Genomic DNA, 16,501 nt, shown 5'->3' with positions numbered 1-16,501 from the left:
GCGGGGGTGCCCGGTCAGGGGGTGGCACCGCGGAGCGGCTGCGAAAGGCGTCGTACGGCGGCCATGGGGATGGGCAGCCAGGCGGGCCGGTGCCTGGCCTCGTAGAGCACTTCGTAGACGGCCTTGTCGGTCTCGTAGGCGCGTATCACAACGGGCTCGTCCCGGGGATCGGTCCCGGCGGCCTCCGCGTATCCCGCGCAGAAAGCGGCCCGCTGGGTCTCGGCCCACTCGGGCGCGCCGGGGGCGGCGGGGTCGTGGTGCCGGGCGGCGTAGTCGAACGACCGCAGCATTCCGGCCACGTCCTGCACCGGCGGCGCGGGGCGGCGGCGTTCGGGGAGCGGCCGGGCGGGCTCCCCCTCGAAGTCGATGAGCACCCAGCCCTGGTCCTGGGTCAGCAGGGCCTGCCCCAGGTGAAGGTCGCCGTGGATGCGCTGGGCCGCCAGTTCCGTGCCCTGTTCGCCGAGCACCGCGAGGTCCTCGAAGGCGGCGCGCAGCCGGGCGCGGTACGGCCGCAGCGCGGGTACCGCGGAGGCCGCGGCGTCCAGCCGGTCGGCCATCGCCCCGGCGACCAGCTCGATCTGCTGCCGGCGCAGGGTGCTGGTGGGCAGGGCGCGCGCCAGCGCGAGGTGCACCTCCGCGGTCGCGCGCCCCAGCGCGTGCGCGTCGCCCGAGAAGTCGGTGTCCTTCTCCACGGCCTCCAGCGCCAGTTCCCAGGCACCGGCCGAGCCGGGCAGATAGCGCTGCAGCACGCCCAGGGTCGCGGGCTCGTCGTACAGCCCCACCGCCTCGAACCAGGCGGCGGGCGCGGCGATGCGCCGTGACCCGGCGCGAGCCAGGGCGAGCGAGAGTTCCAGGTCCGGGTTGGGGCCGGGCGCGACCCGCCGGAAGAGCTTCAGGATGTGGCTGTCGCCGTAGATGACCGAGCTGTTGGACTGCTCGGCGGTGGACAGCCGCGGCGCCGGGCCGGCCGGGATCGCCGCGTCCGGCTCGGAGCCGAACAGCAGATGCCCGGTGCGGCCGGGGGCGCGCAGCCGCTCCCACAGCAGGGAGGTCAGCCGGGGGTCGTGCAGCGCCTCGTAGAGGGTGAGGCCGTCCAGCGGTCCGCCGACCGCGTGCCCGATGAGGGCGGGCGCGAGTGCCGGTGGCAGCAGGCCGCGGGAGCCCAGCAGCAACTGGTATGTGTCGGGGCGCTCGTGGCCGCGGCCGTGCCGTTGGGCATCGTGCGGACCGTCCTGATGGACGTCGAGCAGGAGATGGAGCAGCCCGGGGGTGCCGAGCCGGCCGTCCGCCGGCAGCAGCTCGGTCGCCGAGACCAAGCCGAACGCGGTGATCGGCCGCCCCTTGCCGGCGAACCACCGCTGCCGGGGCAGCCATTCCCGCAGCAATGGGCCGAGAGTGGAGAGCAGTCCTGGGGCCGGGGGCACGGTGGTGCCCACGGGGGCTGCGGAGGAGCGAAGCCACGAGGTGTCCGACATGACGTCCTTTCCTCGGGTGCCGGGCCTGCTGGTTCCCTAAGTGAAGGGGTGCGCTGCGGCGACTGTCCGACTCACGGGACGTGTCGGACGAATATCATCCGAGCTGGTGGTGCAATTGGCGTACTGGCCCACAAGGTGCCAAGCGCCCGACAAGCATCCGATATGACGCTGGATTCGGCAGGGGGAGCCTGCCCCGGCGGTCCGGCGCGAAACCGCGCCGGACCGCCGGTGTCGCCGTCTTCCGGCGGCCCGGTTACGCCATGTCGCGGCGCAGCCGGAACCAGTAGAAGCCGTGACCGGCGAGAGTGAGCAGGTAGGGCCACTCCCCGATGGCGGGGAAGCGGACACCACCGATGAGCTCGACCGGGTGACGGCCGGTGAAGGAGCGCAGATCGAGCTCCGTGGGCTGGGCGAAGCGCGAGAAGTTGTTCACGCACAGGACGAGGTCGTCGCCCTTCCCGTCCATCGACGGCGCCTCGCGCAAGAAGGCCAGGACGGCCGGGTTGCTGGAGGGCAGTTCGGTGTACGAGCCCAGCCCGAAGGCCGGGTTCTGCTTGCGGATCTCGACCATCCGGCGGGTCCAGTGCAGGAGCGAGCTCGGTGAGCTCATCTGCGCCTCGACGTTGGTGACTTGGTAGCCGTAGACCGGGTCCATGATGGTCGGCAGGTAGAGCCGCCCCGGATCGCAGGAGGAGAAGCCCGCGTTGCGGTCGGGCGTCCACTGCATCGGGGTGCGCACCGCGTCGCGGTCACCGAGCCAGATGTTGTCGCCCATGCCGATCTCGTCGCCGTAGTAGAGGATCGGCGATCCGGGCAGGGAGAGCAGCAGCGCGGTGAAGAGCTCGATCTGGTTGCGGTCGTTGTCCAGCAGCGGGGAGAGCCGGCGCCGGATGCCGATGTTGGCCCGCATGCGCGGGTCCTTGGCGTACTCCGCGTACATGTAGTCGCGCTCTTCGTCCGTCACCATCTCGAGCGTCAGCTCGTCGTGGTTGCGCAGGAAGATGCCCCACTGGCAGTTCTTGGGGATCGCCGGGGTCTTGGCCAGGATCTCCGAGACCGGGTAGCGCGACTCCCGGCGCACCGCCATGAAGATGCGCGGCATGACCGGGAAGTGGAACGCCATGTGGCACTCGTCGCCGCCCTTGGCGTAGTCGCCGAAGTAGTCGACGACGTCCTCGGGCCACTGGTTGGCCTCGGCGAGCAGCACCGTGTCCGGGTAGTGGGCGTCGATCTCCTCTCGCACCATCCGCAGGAAGCCGTGGGTGCGCGGCAGGTTCTCGCAGTTGGTGCCCTCCTCCTGGTAGAGGTACGGCACCGCGTCCAGCCGGAACCCGTCGATGCCGAGGTCCAGCCAGAAGCGCAGGGCGGCGAGGATCTCCTCCTGGACCTTCGGGTTCTCGTAGTTGAGATCCGGCTGGTGGGAGAAGAAGCGGTGCCAGTAGTACTGCTTGCGCACCGGGTCGAACGTCCAGTTGGAGCTCTCGGTGTCGACGAAGATGACCCGGGCTTCCGGATACTGCTTGTCGTCGTCCGCCCAGACGTAGTAGTCGCCATAGGGTCCGTCGGGGTCGCTGCGGGACTGCTGGAACCACTCGTGCTGGTCGCTGGTGTGGTTCACGACGAAGTCGATGATCACCCGCATCCCGCGCTGGTGCGCGGCGTCCACGAACTCCACGAAGTCGGCCAGGTCGCCGAACTCCGGTAGTACCGCGGTGTAGTCCGAGACGTCGTAGCCGCCGTCACGCAGCGGTGACGCGAAGAACGGCGGCAGCCACAGGCAGTCGACCCCCAGCCATTGCAAATAGTCCAGCTTGGCGGTGAGCCCCTTGAGGTCGCCGACCCCGTCGCCGTTGCTGTCCTGGAATGACCGTACGAGTACCTCGTAGAAGACGGCCCGTTTGAACCAATCGGGATCCCGGTCCTTGGCCGGGGTGTCTTCGAACGTGTCAGGTACGGGTTCGTTGACGATCAAGTGGGTGACCCTCCTGTCGATGGAGTAGGTCGCAGGGTGAAGATGTGCGCGGGCACGCGGCCCGGCTCGAGGCGCACATAGTTGTTCCTGCCCCAGTGGTAGGTCTCGCCGGTGAGCTCGTCGCGCACCGGGGTGGACTCGTGCCATGCGAGGCCGAGTTCCGGCATGTTCAACGAGACGGTCGCCTCCTGGGTGTGGTGCGGGTCCAGGTTGACGACCACCAGTACGACGTCACCGCCGTCGCCCGAGCGCTTCGAGTACGCCAGCACCGCGTCGTTGTTCACGTGGTGGAAGCGCAGATCTCGCAGCTGCTGGAGCGCGGGGTGGCGGCGCCGCAGCCGGTTGAGCGCGGTGAGCAGCGGCGCGAGGGAACGCCCCTCGGCCTCGGCTGCCGCCCAGTCACGGGGCCTCAGCTCGTACTTCTCCGAGTGTAGGTACTCTTCACTGCCCTCGCGCACCGGCACGTTCTCGCAGAGCTCGTATCCGGCGTAGACCCCCCAAGTGGGCGAAAGGGTGGCCGCCAGCACCGCGCGCACCTCGAAGGCCGCGCGTCCCCCATGTTGCAGATACGCATGCAGGATGTCCGGGGTGTTGACGAAGAAGTTCGGGCGCATGTAGCTCGCCGCGTCCCCACTGAGCTCCGTCAGATAGTCGACCAGTTCCTGCTTCTCATTACGCCAGGTGAAGTAGGTGTACGACTGCTGGAAGCCGATCCGGGCCAGGGTGTGCATCATCGCCGGACGGGTGAACGCCTCGGCCAGGAAGATGACATCGGGGTCGGTGCGGTTGATGTGCGCGATGACCTTCTCCCAGAAGACCACCGGCTTGGTGTGCGGGTTGTCCACCCGGAAGATGCGCACCCCGTGGTCCATCCAGTGCCGCAGCACCCGCTCGGTCTCCCGGACGAGCCCGGACATGTCGGAGTCGAAGGCGATCGGGTAGATGTCCTGGTACTTCTTCGGCGGGTTCTCGGCGTACGCGATCGAGCCGTCCGGCCGATGGGTGAACCACTCCGGGTACTTCTCGACCCACGGGTGCTCGGGGGAGCACTGGAGGGCGAAGTCCAGGGCGATTTCCAGCCGCAGTTCCCGGGCCCGCTCGACGAAGAAGTCGAAGTCCTCCAGGGTGCCGAGGTCCGGGTGGACCGCGTCGTGTCCGCCCTCGGGGGAGCCGATCGCCCAGGGCGAGCCGACATCGTGCGGACCCGCCGTCAGGGAGTTGTTCGGCCCCTTCCGGAAGGCCGACCCGATCGGGTGAATGGGCGGCAGATAGACCACGTCGAAGCCCATGGCGGCGACCGCCGGCAGCCGGTCGGCCGCCGTACGGAAGGTGCCGGACCGCGGGGGGTGCTTCCCGGACGGGTCCACCACCGCGCCCTCGGAGCGGGGGAACATCTCGTACCAGGAGCCGAACAGGGCCCGCTGCCGCTCGACCTGGAGCGCCGCCGGGCGCGAGGCACTGATCAGTTCGCGCAGGGGATGGCGGTCCAGCACGGCCACGACGTCGGGGGCCAGCGCCGCCGCGTGCCGGGCCGCGGGGGGCCGGCTCTCGTCGCGCAGCGCGTCGACGGCGGCGAGCACGACGGCCCGGCCGTCCTTCTTGGGGACCTTGGCCGCGGCGCGCTCGTGCAGTGCGGCGCCGTCGGCGAGGACCAGTTCGGTGTCGATGCCGGCGGGGATCTTGATGCCCGCGTGGTGCCGCCAGGTGGCCACCGGATCGCTCCAGGCCTCCACCGTGTACGTCCAGCGGCCCTCGGCGGTCGGGGTCACCTCGGCGCCCCACCGGTCGGTGCCGGGGGCGAGTGCCCGCATCGGGGTCCAGGGGCCGCTGCGGCCCGAGGGATCCTTCAGGACCACATTGGCTCCGACGGCGTCATGTCCTTCACGGAATACCGTCGCCGTCACCTGGAAGGTCTCGCCGGCCACCGCCTTCGCGGGGCGGCGGCCGCAGTCGACCAGCGGGCGGACGTCCAGGACGGGGATACGACCGATCATTGCGCCTCACCTGTTCGAGCTGGTGGCCGGGCGGGTGACGTGCACTCTTTTTATCTGCTCCTTCGGTTGGCTGCCTGGGGGCATGACCGCTCCTGTCCGCGTTCACTCGGGTGGGCGGATGTGAGTTGAGGTGTGAGGAGGAGAGAGGGCGCCGCGTCGCGCAAGGGTGAGCCTGCCCATTGGATGCCGCCCGAATGCCCTTCGGAAAGGGGTACTGGCCCGTAGCTTGCAAAGCCTCCGGAAAGACCGCCGACCCCGCGGACACCGTGTTTTTGGCCGATAGTCGACGGGTGCGACCGGTTGCCGAGGGGGTGCGGGCGGGTCGCACGGAGAGGAGGGGGAGCGGGCCCGGTGCCGTGACCGGCGCGCCTGCGCGCCCCCCGGTGGTGCGCCCCCGGCGTGCACCGGCGCGGAGCGCATCCGGACGTCCGTTGCCACCACCGCGCCCGGGGATGCCGCTACCGTCGAGGAGTGAAGGCTATTCGTCGATTCACCGTGCGAACTGTCCTGCCCGAACCACTACGTCCGCTCGGGGAGCTCGCGCAGAATCTGCGCTGGTCCTGGCACCCCGAGACCCGCGAACTGTTCCAGGCGGTCGACCCCGAGGGCTGGCGGGCGGCGGCCGGCGACCCGGTGCGCCTGCTCGGCGCCGTCTCCAAGGAACGGCTGAACGCGCTCGCCAAGGACCGCCGCTTCCTGCGCCGGCTCGGTACCGCCGTCGAGGACCTCCACGACTACCTCGCCAACCCCCGCTGGTACCAGGGTGCCGACGGCAGCGGGGAACTCCCCTCCGCCGTCGCGTACTTCTCGCCCGAGTTCGGCATCACCGCCGCGCTGCCGCAGTACTCCGGCGGCCTGGGCATCCTGGCCGGCGACCACCTCAAGGCCGCCAGCGACCTCGGCGTCCCCCTGATCGGCGTAGGCCTGCTCTACCGGCACGGCTACTTCCGGCAGTCCCTGTCCCGCGACGGCTGGCAGCAGGAGCACTACCCGGTGCTCGACCCGAACGAGCTGCCGCTGTCCCTGCTGCGCGACGACGGCGGCGCCCCCGTCCTGATCGTCCTCGACCTGCCCGGCGGCCGCAGCCTGCGCGCCCGCGTCTGGCTTGCCAGGGTCGGCCGGGTGCCGCTGCTGCTCCTCGACTCCGACGTCGAGGAGAACAACCCCAGCGAACGCGACGTCACCGACCGGCTCTACGGCGGCGGCAGCGAGCACCGGCTGCTCCAGGAGATGCTGCTCGGCATCGGCGGCGTCCGCGCGGTGCGTACGTACTGCTCCCTGACCGGCCACCCCGCGCCCGAGGTCTTCCACACCAACGAGGGGCACGCCGGCTTCCTCGGCCTGGAGCGCATCCGCGAGCTCACGGCCGAGAACACCGGGACGGACTTCGACTCCGCGCTGGAGACGGTCCGCTCCGGGACCGTCTTCACCACGCACACCCCGGTGCCCGCGGGCATCGACCGCTTCGACCGCGAGCTGGTCGCCCGTCACCTCGGCGACGACGGCGAACTGCACGGGGTGGACGTGCAGCGGGTGCTGGAGCTGGGCATGGAGACGTACTCCGGGGGCGACCCCAATGTCTTCAACATGGCCGTGATGGGCCTGCGGCTCGCGCAGCGGGCCAACGGCGTCTCCACCCTGCACGGCCAGGTGAGCCGCGAGATGTTCGCCGGGCTGTGGCCGGGCTTCGACCTGGAGGAGGTGCCGATCACGTCCGTCACCAACGGCGTGCACGCCCCCACCTGGGTGGCGCCCGAGGTGTTCCGGCTCGGTGCCAAGCAGGCCGGATCGCAGATCGCCGAGGACGCGATGACGGTGGGCCTGGCCGACACCTGGGAGTCCGTCGGCGCCATCCCCGACGCGGCCATCTGGGAGCTCCGCCGCGAGCTGCGCGACCAGCTGGTGTGGGAGGTGCGCCGCCGGGTGCGCGCGTCCTGGCGGCAGCGCGGCGCCGGTTCCGCCGAACTGGGCTGGGCCGACGACGTGCTCGACCCCGATGTGCTCACCATCGGCTTCGCGCGCCGGGTGCCCTCGTACAAGCGGCTCACGCTCATGCTGCGCGACCAGGACCGGCTGATGGACCTGCTGCTCCACCCGACCCGGCCGGTCCAGATCGTGGTCGCGGGCAAGGCCCACCCGGCCGACGACAGCGGCAAGCGCCTGGTCCAGGAGCTCGTGCGCTTCGCGGACGACCCCCGGGTACGGCACCGGATCGTCTTCCTGCCCGACTACGACATGGCCATGGCGCAGCATCTCTACCACGGCTGCGACGTCTGGCTGAACAACCCGCTGCGCCCGCTGGAGGCCTGCGGCACCTCCGGGATGAAGTCCGCGCTCAACGGAGGCCTCAATCTCTCCGTCCTCGACGGGTGGTGGGAGGAGTGGTTCGACGGCAACAACGGCTGGGCCATCCCGACCGCCGACGGCTTCGGAGCCCAGGGCGACCCGGACCGGCGCGACGACATCGAGGCGACGGCGCTGTACGACCTGATCGAGAACCAGGTCGCCCCGCGCTTCTACGACCAGGGCACGCACGGACTGCCGACGCGCTGGATCGAGATGGTCCGGCACACCCTCACCACCCTGGGGCCCAAGGTGCTGGCCGGCCGCATGGTGCGCGAGTACGTCCAGCGGCTGTACGCCCCGGCCGCCGCCGCGCACCGCCTCGCGGCCGGCGGGGACGCGGCCGAACTGGCCGCGTGGAAGCGGCGGGTGCGCGAGCAGTGGCCGCGGATCGCCGTGGACCACGTGGAGACCGGTGCCTCCGTCGGCGGCTCACCGGAGCTCGGGACCACGCTCACCCTGCGGGTCCAGGTCGCCCTCGGCGACCTGGAACCGGGCGACGTCGACGTCCAGGTGGTGTCCGGCCGGGTCGGCGACTCCGACCGCATCGCCGACCCGTCGGTGGTCTCCCTCAAACCGGGCGGCCGACCCGACCTGGAGGGCCGCTGGCTGTACGAGGGGCCGCTGGCGCTGGACCGCACCGGGCCGTTCGGCTACACCGTGCGGGTACTGCCCACCCACCGGCTGCTCGCGTCGGCCGCCGAGCTGGGCCTGATCGCGGTGCCCGCCGAGGCCGCGGGCATGACGGCGGGCGTGCTGCGCTGACCGGGCACCCGCCCCGTACATGACCGGGCCCCGGCCGTCGAGGACGGCCGGGGCCCGGCGTTCACGTCACCCCGCGGGGATCAGTTGGAGGTGGTGACGGCCGTGTCGTCCACCACGAAGCTCGTCTGCAGCGAGGAGTCCTCGGTGCCGGTGAACTTCAGGCTGACGGTGGAGCCGGCGAAGCCGTTCAGGCTGAAGGACTTCTGGGTGTAGCCCGTGGCCTTGTTGAGGTTCGAGTAGGTGGCCAGGGTGGTCGAACCGGCCGTGACGGTCAGCTTGTCGTACTGGGTGCTGGTGGTCGTCTCGGCGGAGTCGATGTGCAGCCAGAAGGTGAAGGTCGCCTTGCAGCCGGCCGGGATCGTCACCGACTGGGACAGCGTGTCGGTGTGGGTCGAGCCGTAGCCGTTCAGCCAGCCCTTGTACGAACCGCCGTGGGCGGCCTGGCCGCTGTCGTTGGTGATCACACCGCTGGACGCGGTCCAGGAGGCGCTGCCCGACTCGAAGCCCGCGTTGCCGAGCAGCTGCGCCGAGGTGCAGGTGCCGCCGCCGGTGGAGACGGTCCAGGTGAACGAGGCGGTGCCGGTCTTCGCGGCGGAGTCGGTGACCGTGACCGTGGTGTTGTAGGTGCCCGCGGTGGTCGGGGTGCCGGAGATCAGGCCGGTGGAGGCGTTGATCGACAGACCGGTCGGCAGACCGCTCGCCGCGTAGCCGAGTGCGCCGCTGTTGGTGCTGCTCGCCGAGATCTGCAGGCTGACCGCGGTGCCGACACCGCTGGCCTGGTTGCCCGGGTTGGTGACCGTGACGCCCGAGACCGGAGCGTGGCTGCCGACGCCGATGCCCGCGAAGGCGTTCTGCACGCCCGCGTACTGGGCGGAGGAGGCGCCGTACAGCGCGGTGGCGGCGTTGAGGGCGGCGGTGCGGGCCGCCGCGTAGTTGGTGCTGCTCGTCATGTAGGTGGTCAGCGCCTTGTACCAGATCTGCAGCGCGGCGGCGCGGCCGATGCCGGCGACGGCGACACCGTCGGCGGTCGGGCTGTTGTAGCTGACCCCGTTGATGACCTTGGCGCCGCTGCCCTCGGAGAGCAGGTAGAACATGTGGTTCGCCGGGCCCGAGGAGTAGTGGACGTCCAGGTTGCCGACGCCGGAGTACCAGCTGTCGGGTGACGTGCCGTCACGGGACGGCTTGTCCTGGTAGCGCAGCGGGGTGCCGTCGCCGTTGATGTTGATCTTCTCGCCGATGAGGTAGTCGCCGACGTCGCTGCCGTTGTTGGCGTAGAACTCGACGCCCGTTCCGAAGATGTCGGAGGTCGCCTCGTTCAGGCCGCCGGACTCACCGGTGTAGTTGAGGCCCGCGGTGTTGGACGTGACGCCGTGGCTCATCTCGTGGCCCGCGACGTCCAGCGAGGTCAGGGCGTGGGTGTTGCCCGAGCCGTCGCCGTAGGTCATGCAGAAGCAGCTGTCGTCCCAGAACGCGTTGACGTAGCCGCTGCTGTAGTGCACCCGCGAGTACGCCGCGGCACCGTCGTTGCGGATACCGCTGCGGCCGAAGGTGGTCTTGTAGAAGTCCCACGTCTCCTGGGCGCCGTAGGCGGCGTCGGCGCCCGCGGTCTGGGTGTTGGAGCCCGTCCCGTCGCCCCAGACGTCGTCGGCGTCGGTGAACAGCGTCCCGGTGCCGGACGTGGCCCGGTTGAGGTTGTACGTCTTGTGGCCGCCACGGGTGTTGTCGGTCAGCTGGTAGGTCGAGCCCGACAGCGTGGTGCCGAGGGTCACCGATCCGCTGTACTGGGTGTTGCCGGTGCCGGTCTTGACGTCCTGGTACCGGTACAGCTCCGCGCCGGTCATGGCGTCGGTGACGACGTGCAGCCGGCTCGGCGTGCCGTCGTCCTGCAGACCACCGACCACGGTCTCCCAGGCGAGCTTCGGCGTGCCCTGCCCGGCCCAGATCACCTTGCGGGCGCTGTCCGCGGCGGGCGCCTCGGCCTTGAGCGTCTTGGCGGCCTTGACGGCTGCGCCGGTGGCGGTGGACTCGGCGACCTTCGGTGTCGTCGAGGCGACGGTGATGGTCCTGTTCGTGTTGAACGTGGTGCCCAGCGTGCCGGCGCCCGTGGCGGGAGTGTGCACCACGAGGTCACCGCCGAGCACGGGAAGCCCGGCGTAGGTGCGCTCGTAGCGGGTGTGCAGGGTGCCGTCCACGTCCTTGACGACGTCCCGGACGACCAACTGCTCCTTGCTGCCCAGGCCCAGGGACTTGGCCGTCACGGCCGTCCGGGCGCTCGCGCTCTTGATCAGCGAGCTGTGCTGGGCGGGGGTGAGCGAGGCCTCGAGCGCTCCGGCGCGGACCTGGCTCGTGTGGGGGGCGGGCTTCGCCGCGGCGGTGGTCGACGGTATGCCGACGGCGAGAAATGCGGCGGTGGCGACCAGGCTTGTGGCCGCGACTGCCTTGCGGGGGGATCGTCTCACTCGGACTCCTACTGCGTCGGCCGCGGTTGGCGGCCGGGGACAGCCGGGCAGACAGGGTGTGCTGCCCGGGCGGAACTAGCCGTGCAAGCCGTGCGGGTGGGACGTGCGGAGCTGCGGCCGGCGCGACCAGCGCGCGGATGCCTACCGGCGCGGGCGCGTTCTGTGCCGACCGGGGAAGAGTGCCACTACTCATGGGTTGATGTCATGTACGTGACGAGAAGTTGGCCGAATGCGTCCTTTCGGGAGGACAGCCGATCCGCATAACGGACGACGTGTCCCGCAGGGCGTGACCATGCGGCCGGCGGCATCGCCGGCGGTGGGCATGTCCGTCCCGCGCGCGGCGCCCGACGCCCCTGCGGGACGGGCATCTCGGGCGCGCGCAATGACGCGGCGGGCCGTTGCCGGCGTACGGTCCCGCCGCCGGGCCCCCGGCGCGAGGCCGGGGGGAGAGGCGTCAGACGAGGCTGTCGCGCCAGGCCTGGTGGAGGTCGGCGAAGCGGCCCGTCCCGGAGATCAGGTCGGCGGGGGCGCCGTCCTCGACGATCCGGCCCTGGTCCATGACCAGGACGCGGTCGGCGATCTCGACGGTCGACAGACGGTGGGCGATGATCACCGCCGTGCGGCCGCGGAGCACCTCGCTCATCGCGCGCTGCACCGCGCGCTCGCCGGGGACGTCCAGCGAGGAGGTGGCCTCGTCGAGGATGAGCACGGCGGGGTCGGCGAGCAGCGCCCGCGCGAAGGCGACCAACTGCCGCTGCCCGGCGGAGATCCGGCCGCCGCGCTTGCGGACGTCGGTGTCGTAGCCGTCCGGGAGGGCGGCGATGAACTCGTGGGCACCGATGGCACGGGCCGCCTGCTCGACCTCCTCGCGCGTCGCCTCCGGGCGGCCGATCGCGATGTTCTCGGCGACCGTGCCGGAGAAGAGGAACGCCTCCTGGGTGACCATGACCACCCCGCGGCGCAGGTCCGGCAGCGTCAGGTCGCACAGGTCCACCCCGTCGAGGGTGACGTGGCCCGAGGTCGGGTCGTAGAAGCGGGCCAGCAGCTTGGCGAGCGTCGACTTGCCGGCGCCGGTCGCCCCGACCACCGCCACCGTCTGGCCCGCGGGCAGCCGCAGGTCGAACCGGGGCAGCACCTCGCCGCCGGTGCGGTACGCGAAGCGGACATCGTCGAAGACGACCTCGCGGCCCGGGATCTCCGCCTCCGTGGGCGGCAGGACCCGCGGCACCTCCGGCTCGGGCACCGAGGGCCGCTGGGCGAGCAGGCCGGCGATCTTCTCCAGCGAGGCGGCGGCCGACTGGTAGGAGTTGAGGAACATGCCGAGCGGGTCGATCGGCGCGTACAGCCGGCGCAGGTAGAGCACGAAGGCCGCGAGCACGCCCAGCTCCAGGGAGCCGGAGGCCACGCGGTACGCGCCCCACAGGACCACCAGCGCCACCGAGGTGTTGGCGATCAGCCAGGAGGAGACGGTGAACCGGCCCATCTCCAGGATCGCGTCGCCGTTGGCCTTGCGGTGGGTGGCGTTCAGCTCGCCGAAGGCCTCGTCGTTGGCGGGCTCGCGGCGGAACGCCTGCACGGGCCGGATGCCGTTCATGGTCTCGGTGAAGCGCACGATGACCGCGGCGGTCGCGGCCGAGCGCCGCGTGTACACACGGGCGGAACGTCGGCGGAACGCGCGGACGGTGAACACCAGCGGCACTCCGCTCGCCAGCGTGAACAGCCCGAGCGGCCAGTCCAGCCACAGCAGCACCGCGGAGATGTAGAGCACCGACAGGCCGACGTTGAGCAGCTCCTGCAGGCCCTCGGTCAGCAGCTCGCGGATCGACTCCACGTCGGAGGTCGCGCGGGCGATGATCCGGCCCGAGGTGTAGCGCTCGTGGAAGTCCAGACCCAGCGCCTGGGCATGCCGGAAGATCCGGCTGCGCAGCTCGACCAGAACGTCCTGGCAGATCAGCCCTGCCCTCCGGATGAACGTGCGCTGGAGCAGTCCGCCCGCGACGGCGCACCCGATGTAGGCCACCGCCACCGCGATCAGCGGTCCGTGGTCGTGCCGGCGCAGTGCCGGGATCGCCCGGTCGATGGCCACCGCCACGATGAGCGGGCCCGCCTGCACGGCGGCCTGCTGCAGGAGCAGCAGCACGGCCGCGAACCAGACCCGCCCGCGGTGCGGGCCGACGAGATCGCGCAGCAGCTGCCGTGACGCCCCGGGGGGCGCCGGCAGGGTGTCCCGGTCGAAGGGATCGTCCCCGGCCGCCGGCCGGGAATCCTCGGCGGGCTCACCGGGACGGCCGGGTTCCCGGGGTTCGCCCGGTTCCCCGGGTTCGCCGGTGGAGGGCTGTGACTCCGTGACCGAGGTCATCGTGCGCTGCTCCCTTGGGATCGGATCGTGCTGCGGCCGGTGCGGGACGGGGTCATCCGGCCGTGCCTCCCCCGGAGGGGACGGTGGCGGGCTCGTCCTGGCCGGACATCAGACGGCGGTACTCCGGGAACGCGGCGAGCAGTTCGTGGTGGGTGCCGACGGCGGTGATCCGGCCGCCGGCCATCAGGGCGACGCGGTCGGCGAGCATCACCGTGGAGGGCCGGTGGGCCACGACCAGGGCGGTGGTCGTGGCGAGCACCTGGCGCAGGGCGGCCTCGACAAGGGCCTCGGTGTGGACGTCCAGTGCGGACAACGGGTCGTCGAGGACGAGGAAGCGGGGCCGTCCCACCACCGCGCGGGCCAGGGCGAGGCGCTGCCGCTGGCCTCCGGACAGGCTCAGGCCCTGCTCGCCGACCTGGGTCTCCACACCCTGCGGGAGCTTGTGGACGAAGTCGCACTGGGCGATCTCCAGAGCCCGCAGCAGATCGGCCTCGTCCGCGTCGGGGGCGCCCATCAGGACGTTCTCCCGGACGCTGGCGGAGAAGAGCGTGGGTTCCTCGAAGGCCGTCGCGACGACGCGGCGCAGCGCGGACCGGCTCAGCCCCGCGGCGTCGGCGCCGTCCAGGGTGATGCGGCCCCCGGTCGGCTCGTACAGCCGGGGGATCAGCGAGGTGAGCGTGGTCTTGCCGCTGCCCGTGGAGCCGACCAGGGCGACCGTCTCGCCGCTGCGGATGTGCAGGTCGATGCCGGTGAGCAGGTCGGGAGTGCCCTCGGGGGCGTCGGGATAGCGGAAGCGGACACCGGAGAAGCGGATGCCGTCGCCACTGCCGGCCGTCACCTCCGGCCCGGAGCCGGTACCGGTCTCCGGGGGCAGCTCGCAGTCCAGCACCTCGAAGACGCGGTCGGCGGCGGTGGCCGCCTCGTTGCTGAACGACAGCAGCCAGCCCAGCGACTCCACGGGCCAGCGCAGCGCCAGGGCGGTGGACAGGAAGGCCACCAGCGTGCCGGCGGACAGGTCGCCGTCGGCCACCTGCATCGCGCCCAGCACCAGCGCCGCGCCGAGCGCCACGTCCGGCAGGCCCATGATGACCATCCACAGGTCCGCCAGCAGCCGGGCCTTGCGCAGCTCCGTGCCGCGCAGCTCGCGGGACTGGCGGCGGAAGGCCTCGGCCTGGCTGCGGTGCCGGCCGAAGGCCTTGATGATGCGGATGCCGAGCACGGACTCCTCGACCAGCGTGGTCAGGTCGCCGACCTGGTCCTGGGCGAGCCGGGACGCCTGCTGATAGCGCGCCTCGAAGTAGGCGCAGAGGAACACCAGCGGTACGACCGGCACGAGCAGGATCAGCCCGAGCGACCACTGCTGGAAGAACAGGATGGCGAAGCCCGCCACGATCGTCGCGCCGTTGACCGCGAGGAAGACCATGGGGAAGGTCAGGAACATCCGCAGGATCTGCAGGTCGTTCGTGGCGCGCGAGAGCAGCTGTCCCGAGCCCCAGCGGTCGTGAAAGGCCACCGGAAGGCGTTGCAGCCGCCGATACAGATCCGCCCGCATGGTCGCCTCCAGCCCCGCCATCGGCCGGGCCACCAGCCAGCGCCGTATGCCGAAGAGCCCTGCCTCCAGGAGACCGAGCAGCAGCACGACGCCGCCGCCGAGCCAGACGCCGGAGGGGTCGTGGTCGACGACCGGGCCGTCCACGATCCACTTCAGGACGAGCGGGATGAGCAGCGCGAGGCACGACGCGACCACGGCCACCCCCGCGGAGCCGAACAGCCGGTGGCTGACCGGCTTCACGTACGGCCACAGGCGCAGCAGGGAGCGGACGGCGGATCGGGGACGGTCGGGCGCGGGTTGGATGGTCGACTCAGGCATCGTTTCAGAGACTACGTGTGACCACTGACAACGTTCATCCGGATTTTCGGCCGAGGTCCCGCACGGCGGGCACCGACAGCAGCGCCACGCAGACCCCTACCGTCACCACGCCACCGGCCAGCAGGACGGGACGGGCCCCGAAAACCCCGGCCGCCGGCCCCGCCAGGGCTTGGCCGACGGGCAGCATGGCGACCGATCCCGCGACCTCGTAGGCGTGGATCCGGTTGAGGATCTCGCCGGGCACCTGCGTCTGCACACTGGTGGCCCACATCACACTCCAGAACGCCCAGGCCGTCCCGGCCACCAGCACCGCCGCCGCGATCGCCGGCACCGGCAGCCACGCGCCGACGGCCGCCGGGTAGAGCGCGAACCCGAACAGCGCGAGGGCTCCGCCCCGCAGCGGCCGGGCCGGCCGGAGCCGGATCGCCAGCAGCCCGCCGAGCGCGGTGCCCGCCCCCAGCGCGGAACTGACCAGGCCGTACGCCTTCGGGCCGTGTGCGGGCAGGATCTCCCCGGCCGCCAGCGGGGTCACCGGGCCCATCACCATGATCATGAAGGCCATCCAGACGACGATCACCGACCACATCCAGGTGCGGGCCCGGAACTCCCGCCACCCCTCGGCCAGGTCGGCCCGGAAGCTGCCGCGCCGGACGGCGTCCTGCTGCCCGCGCGCGGTCCGCCCGGGCAGCCGGAGCAGCAGCAGGCAGACGGCGCTCACCGCGTACGTCCCGGCGTGCACGGCGAACACCCCGCCGGAGGAGGCGAACGCCACCAGCACGCCGGCGAGCGCCGGGCCGGCCAGCGCCATCAGCGCCTCGGCCGTGCGGACGACCCCGTTGGCCTCCTGGACGTCCCGGGCGACCTGCGGGACCGTACTGGCCACCCCTGGCTGGAACATGGCGCCCGCCACGCCGTTGACCGCGCCGATCAGGCAGATCTGCCACAGCACGACGTGCCCCGCGAAGAAGAGGGCGGCGGCCAGGGACTGGGTGACGACCCGCACCAGGTCCGCGCCGATCATGAGAGTACGGGCGCTGAACCGGTCGGCGAGCACCCCGCCGAACACGACCAGTCCCGCGAAGCACGCGGTGAACGAGGCCATGGCGTAACCGATGTCGCCCGCGCCGTACCCGTGCTGGAGCAGTCCGGCCGACAGGGCCACGGGCAGCATCGAGTCGCCGAGCATGGCGACGCTGCGGGCGGTGAAGTACAGCCCGAACCCCCGTGACCACAGGCGGTCCCCGGGGGCGGCTTTCGCGGTGCG

General features: G+C 71.6%; 8 protein-coding genes. 1 reads left to right on the top strand and 7 read right to left on the bottom strand.

Annotated elements, in window-relative coordinates:
• Positions 1-14 precede the first annotated feature (14 nt).
• From RV983_RS12285 to RV983_RS12275, 3 genes are all read right to left on the bottom strand, one after another.
• The gene (locus RV983_RS12285; RefSeq protein ID WP_475985830.1) at positions 15-1,475 is read right to left on the bottom strand and encodes a maltokinase N-terminal cap-like domain-containing protein; all 1,461 of its coding nucleotides are present in this window, start codon (positions 1,473-1,475) and stop codon (positions 15-17) included.
• A 253-nt stretch (positions 1,476-1,728) separates the two neighbouring features.
• Positions 1,729-3,447 (bottom strand): maltose alpha-D-glucosyltransferase, encoded by a 1,719-nt coding sequence (gene treS / locus RV983_RS12280; protein ID WP_475985829.1) that lies wholly within the window; start codon positions 3,445-3,447, stop codon positions 1,729-1,731.
• Positions 3,444-5,441 (bottom strand): alpha-1,4-glucan--maltose-1-phosphate maltosyltransferase, encoded by a 1,998-nt coding sequence (locus tag RV983_RS12275; protein WP_475985828.1) that lies wholly within the window; start codon positions 5,439-5,441, stop codon positions 3,444-3,446. The genes treS and RV983_RS12275 overlap by 4 nt, the downstream gene beginning before the upstream one ends.
• A 471-nt stretch (positions 5,442-5,912) precedes the next feature.
• On the opposite strand from RV983_RS12275, the gene glgP reads away from it, so the two are divergent.
• Entirely contained in the window at positions 5,913-8,549 is a 2,637-nt protein-coding gene (gene glgP, locus RV983_RS12270) for an alpha-glucan family phosphorylase (protein ID WP_475985827.1), read from the top strand.
• Positions 8,550-8,629: 80 nt separating this feature from the next.
• On the opposite strand, the gene RV983_RS12265 is transcribed toward glgP, so the two are convergent.
• From RV983_RS12265 to RV983_RS12250, 4 genes are all read right to left on the bottom strand, one after another.
• Entirely contained in the window at positions 8,630-11,008 is a 2,379-nt protein-coding gene (locus RV983_RS12265; RefSeq protein ID WP_475985826.1) for a M4 family metallopeptidase, read from the bottom strand.
• Positions 11,009-11,462: 454 nt separating this feature from the next.
• Complete coding sequence (locus RV983_RS12260; protein ID WP_475985825.1) at positions 11,463-13,367, bottom strand: ABC transporter transmembrane domain-containing protein; 1,905 nt, start codon at positions 13,365-13,367, stop codon at positions 11,463-11,465.
• 52 nt (positions 13,368-13,419) lie between these two features.
• Positions 13,420-15,237, bottom strand: a complete 1,818-nt coding sequence (locus tag RV983_RS12255; protein ID WP_475985824.1) for an ABC transporter ATP-binding protein — start codon at positions 15,235-15,237, stop codon at positions 13,420-13,422.
• Positions 15,238-15,271: 34 nt separating this feature from the next.
• Positions 15,272-16,471, bottom strand: coding sequence for an MFS transporter (locus RV983_RS12250; protein WP_475990296.1), 1,200 nt, complete (start codon positions 16,469-16,471; stop codon positions 15,272-15,274).
• Between the last annotated feature and the right edge of the window lie 30 nt (positions 16,472-16,501).

The sequence above is a fragment of the Streptomyces sp. RLA123 genome (genome assembly GCF_056270165.1).
The sequence above is the reverse complement of the archived record's forward strand: the minus strand, read 5'-3'. Positions and strand labels throughout refer to the sequence as shown.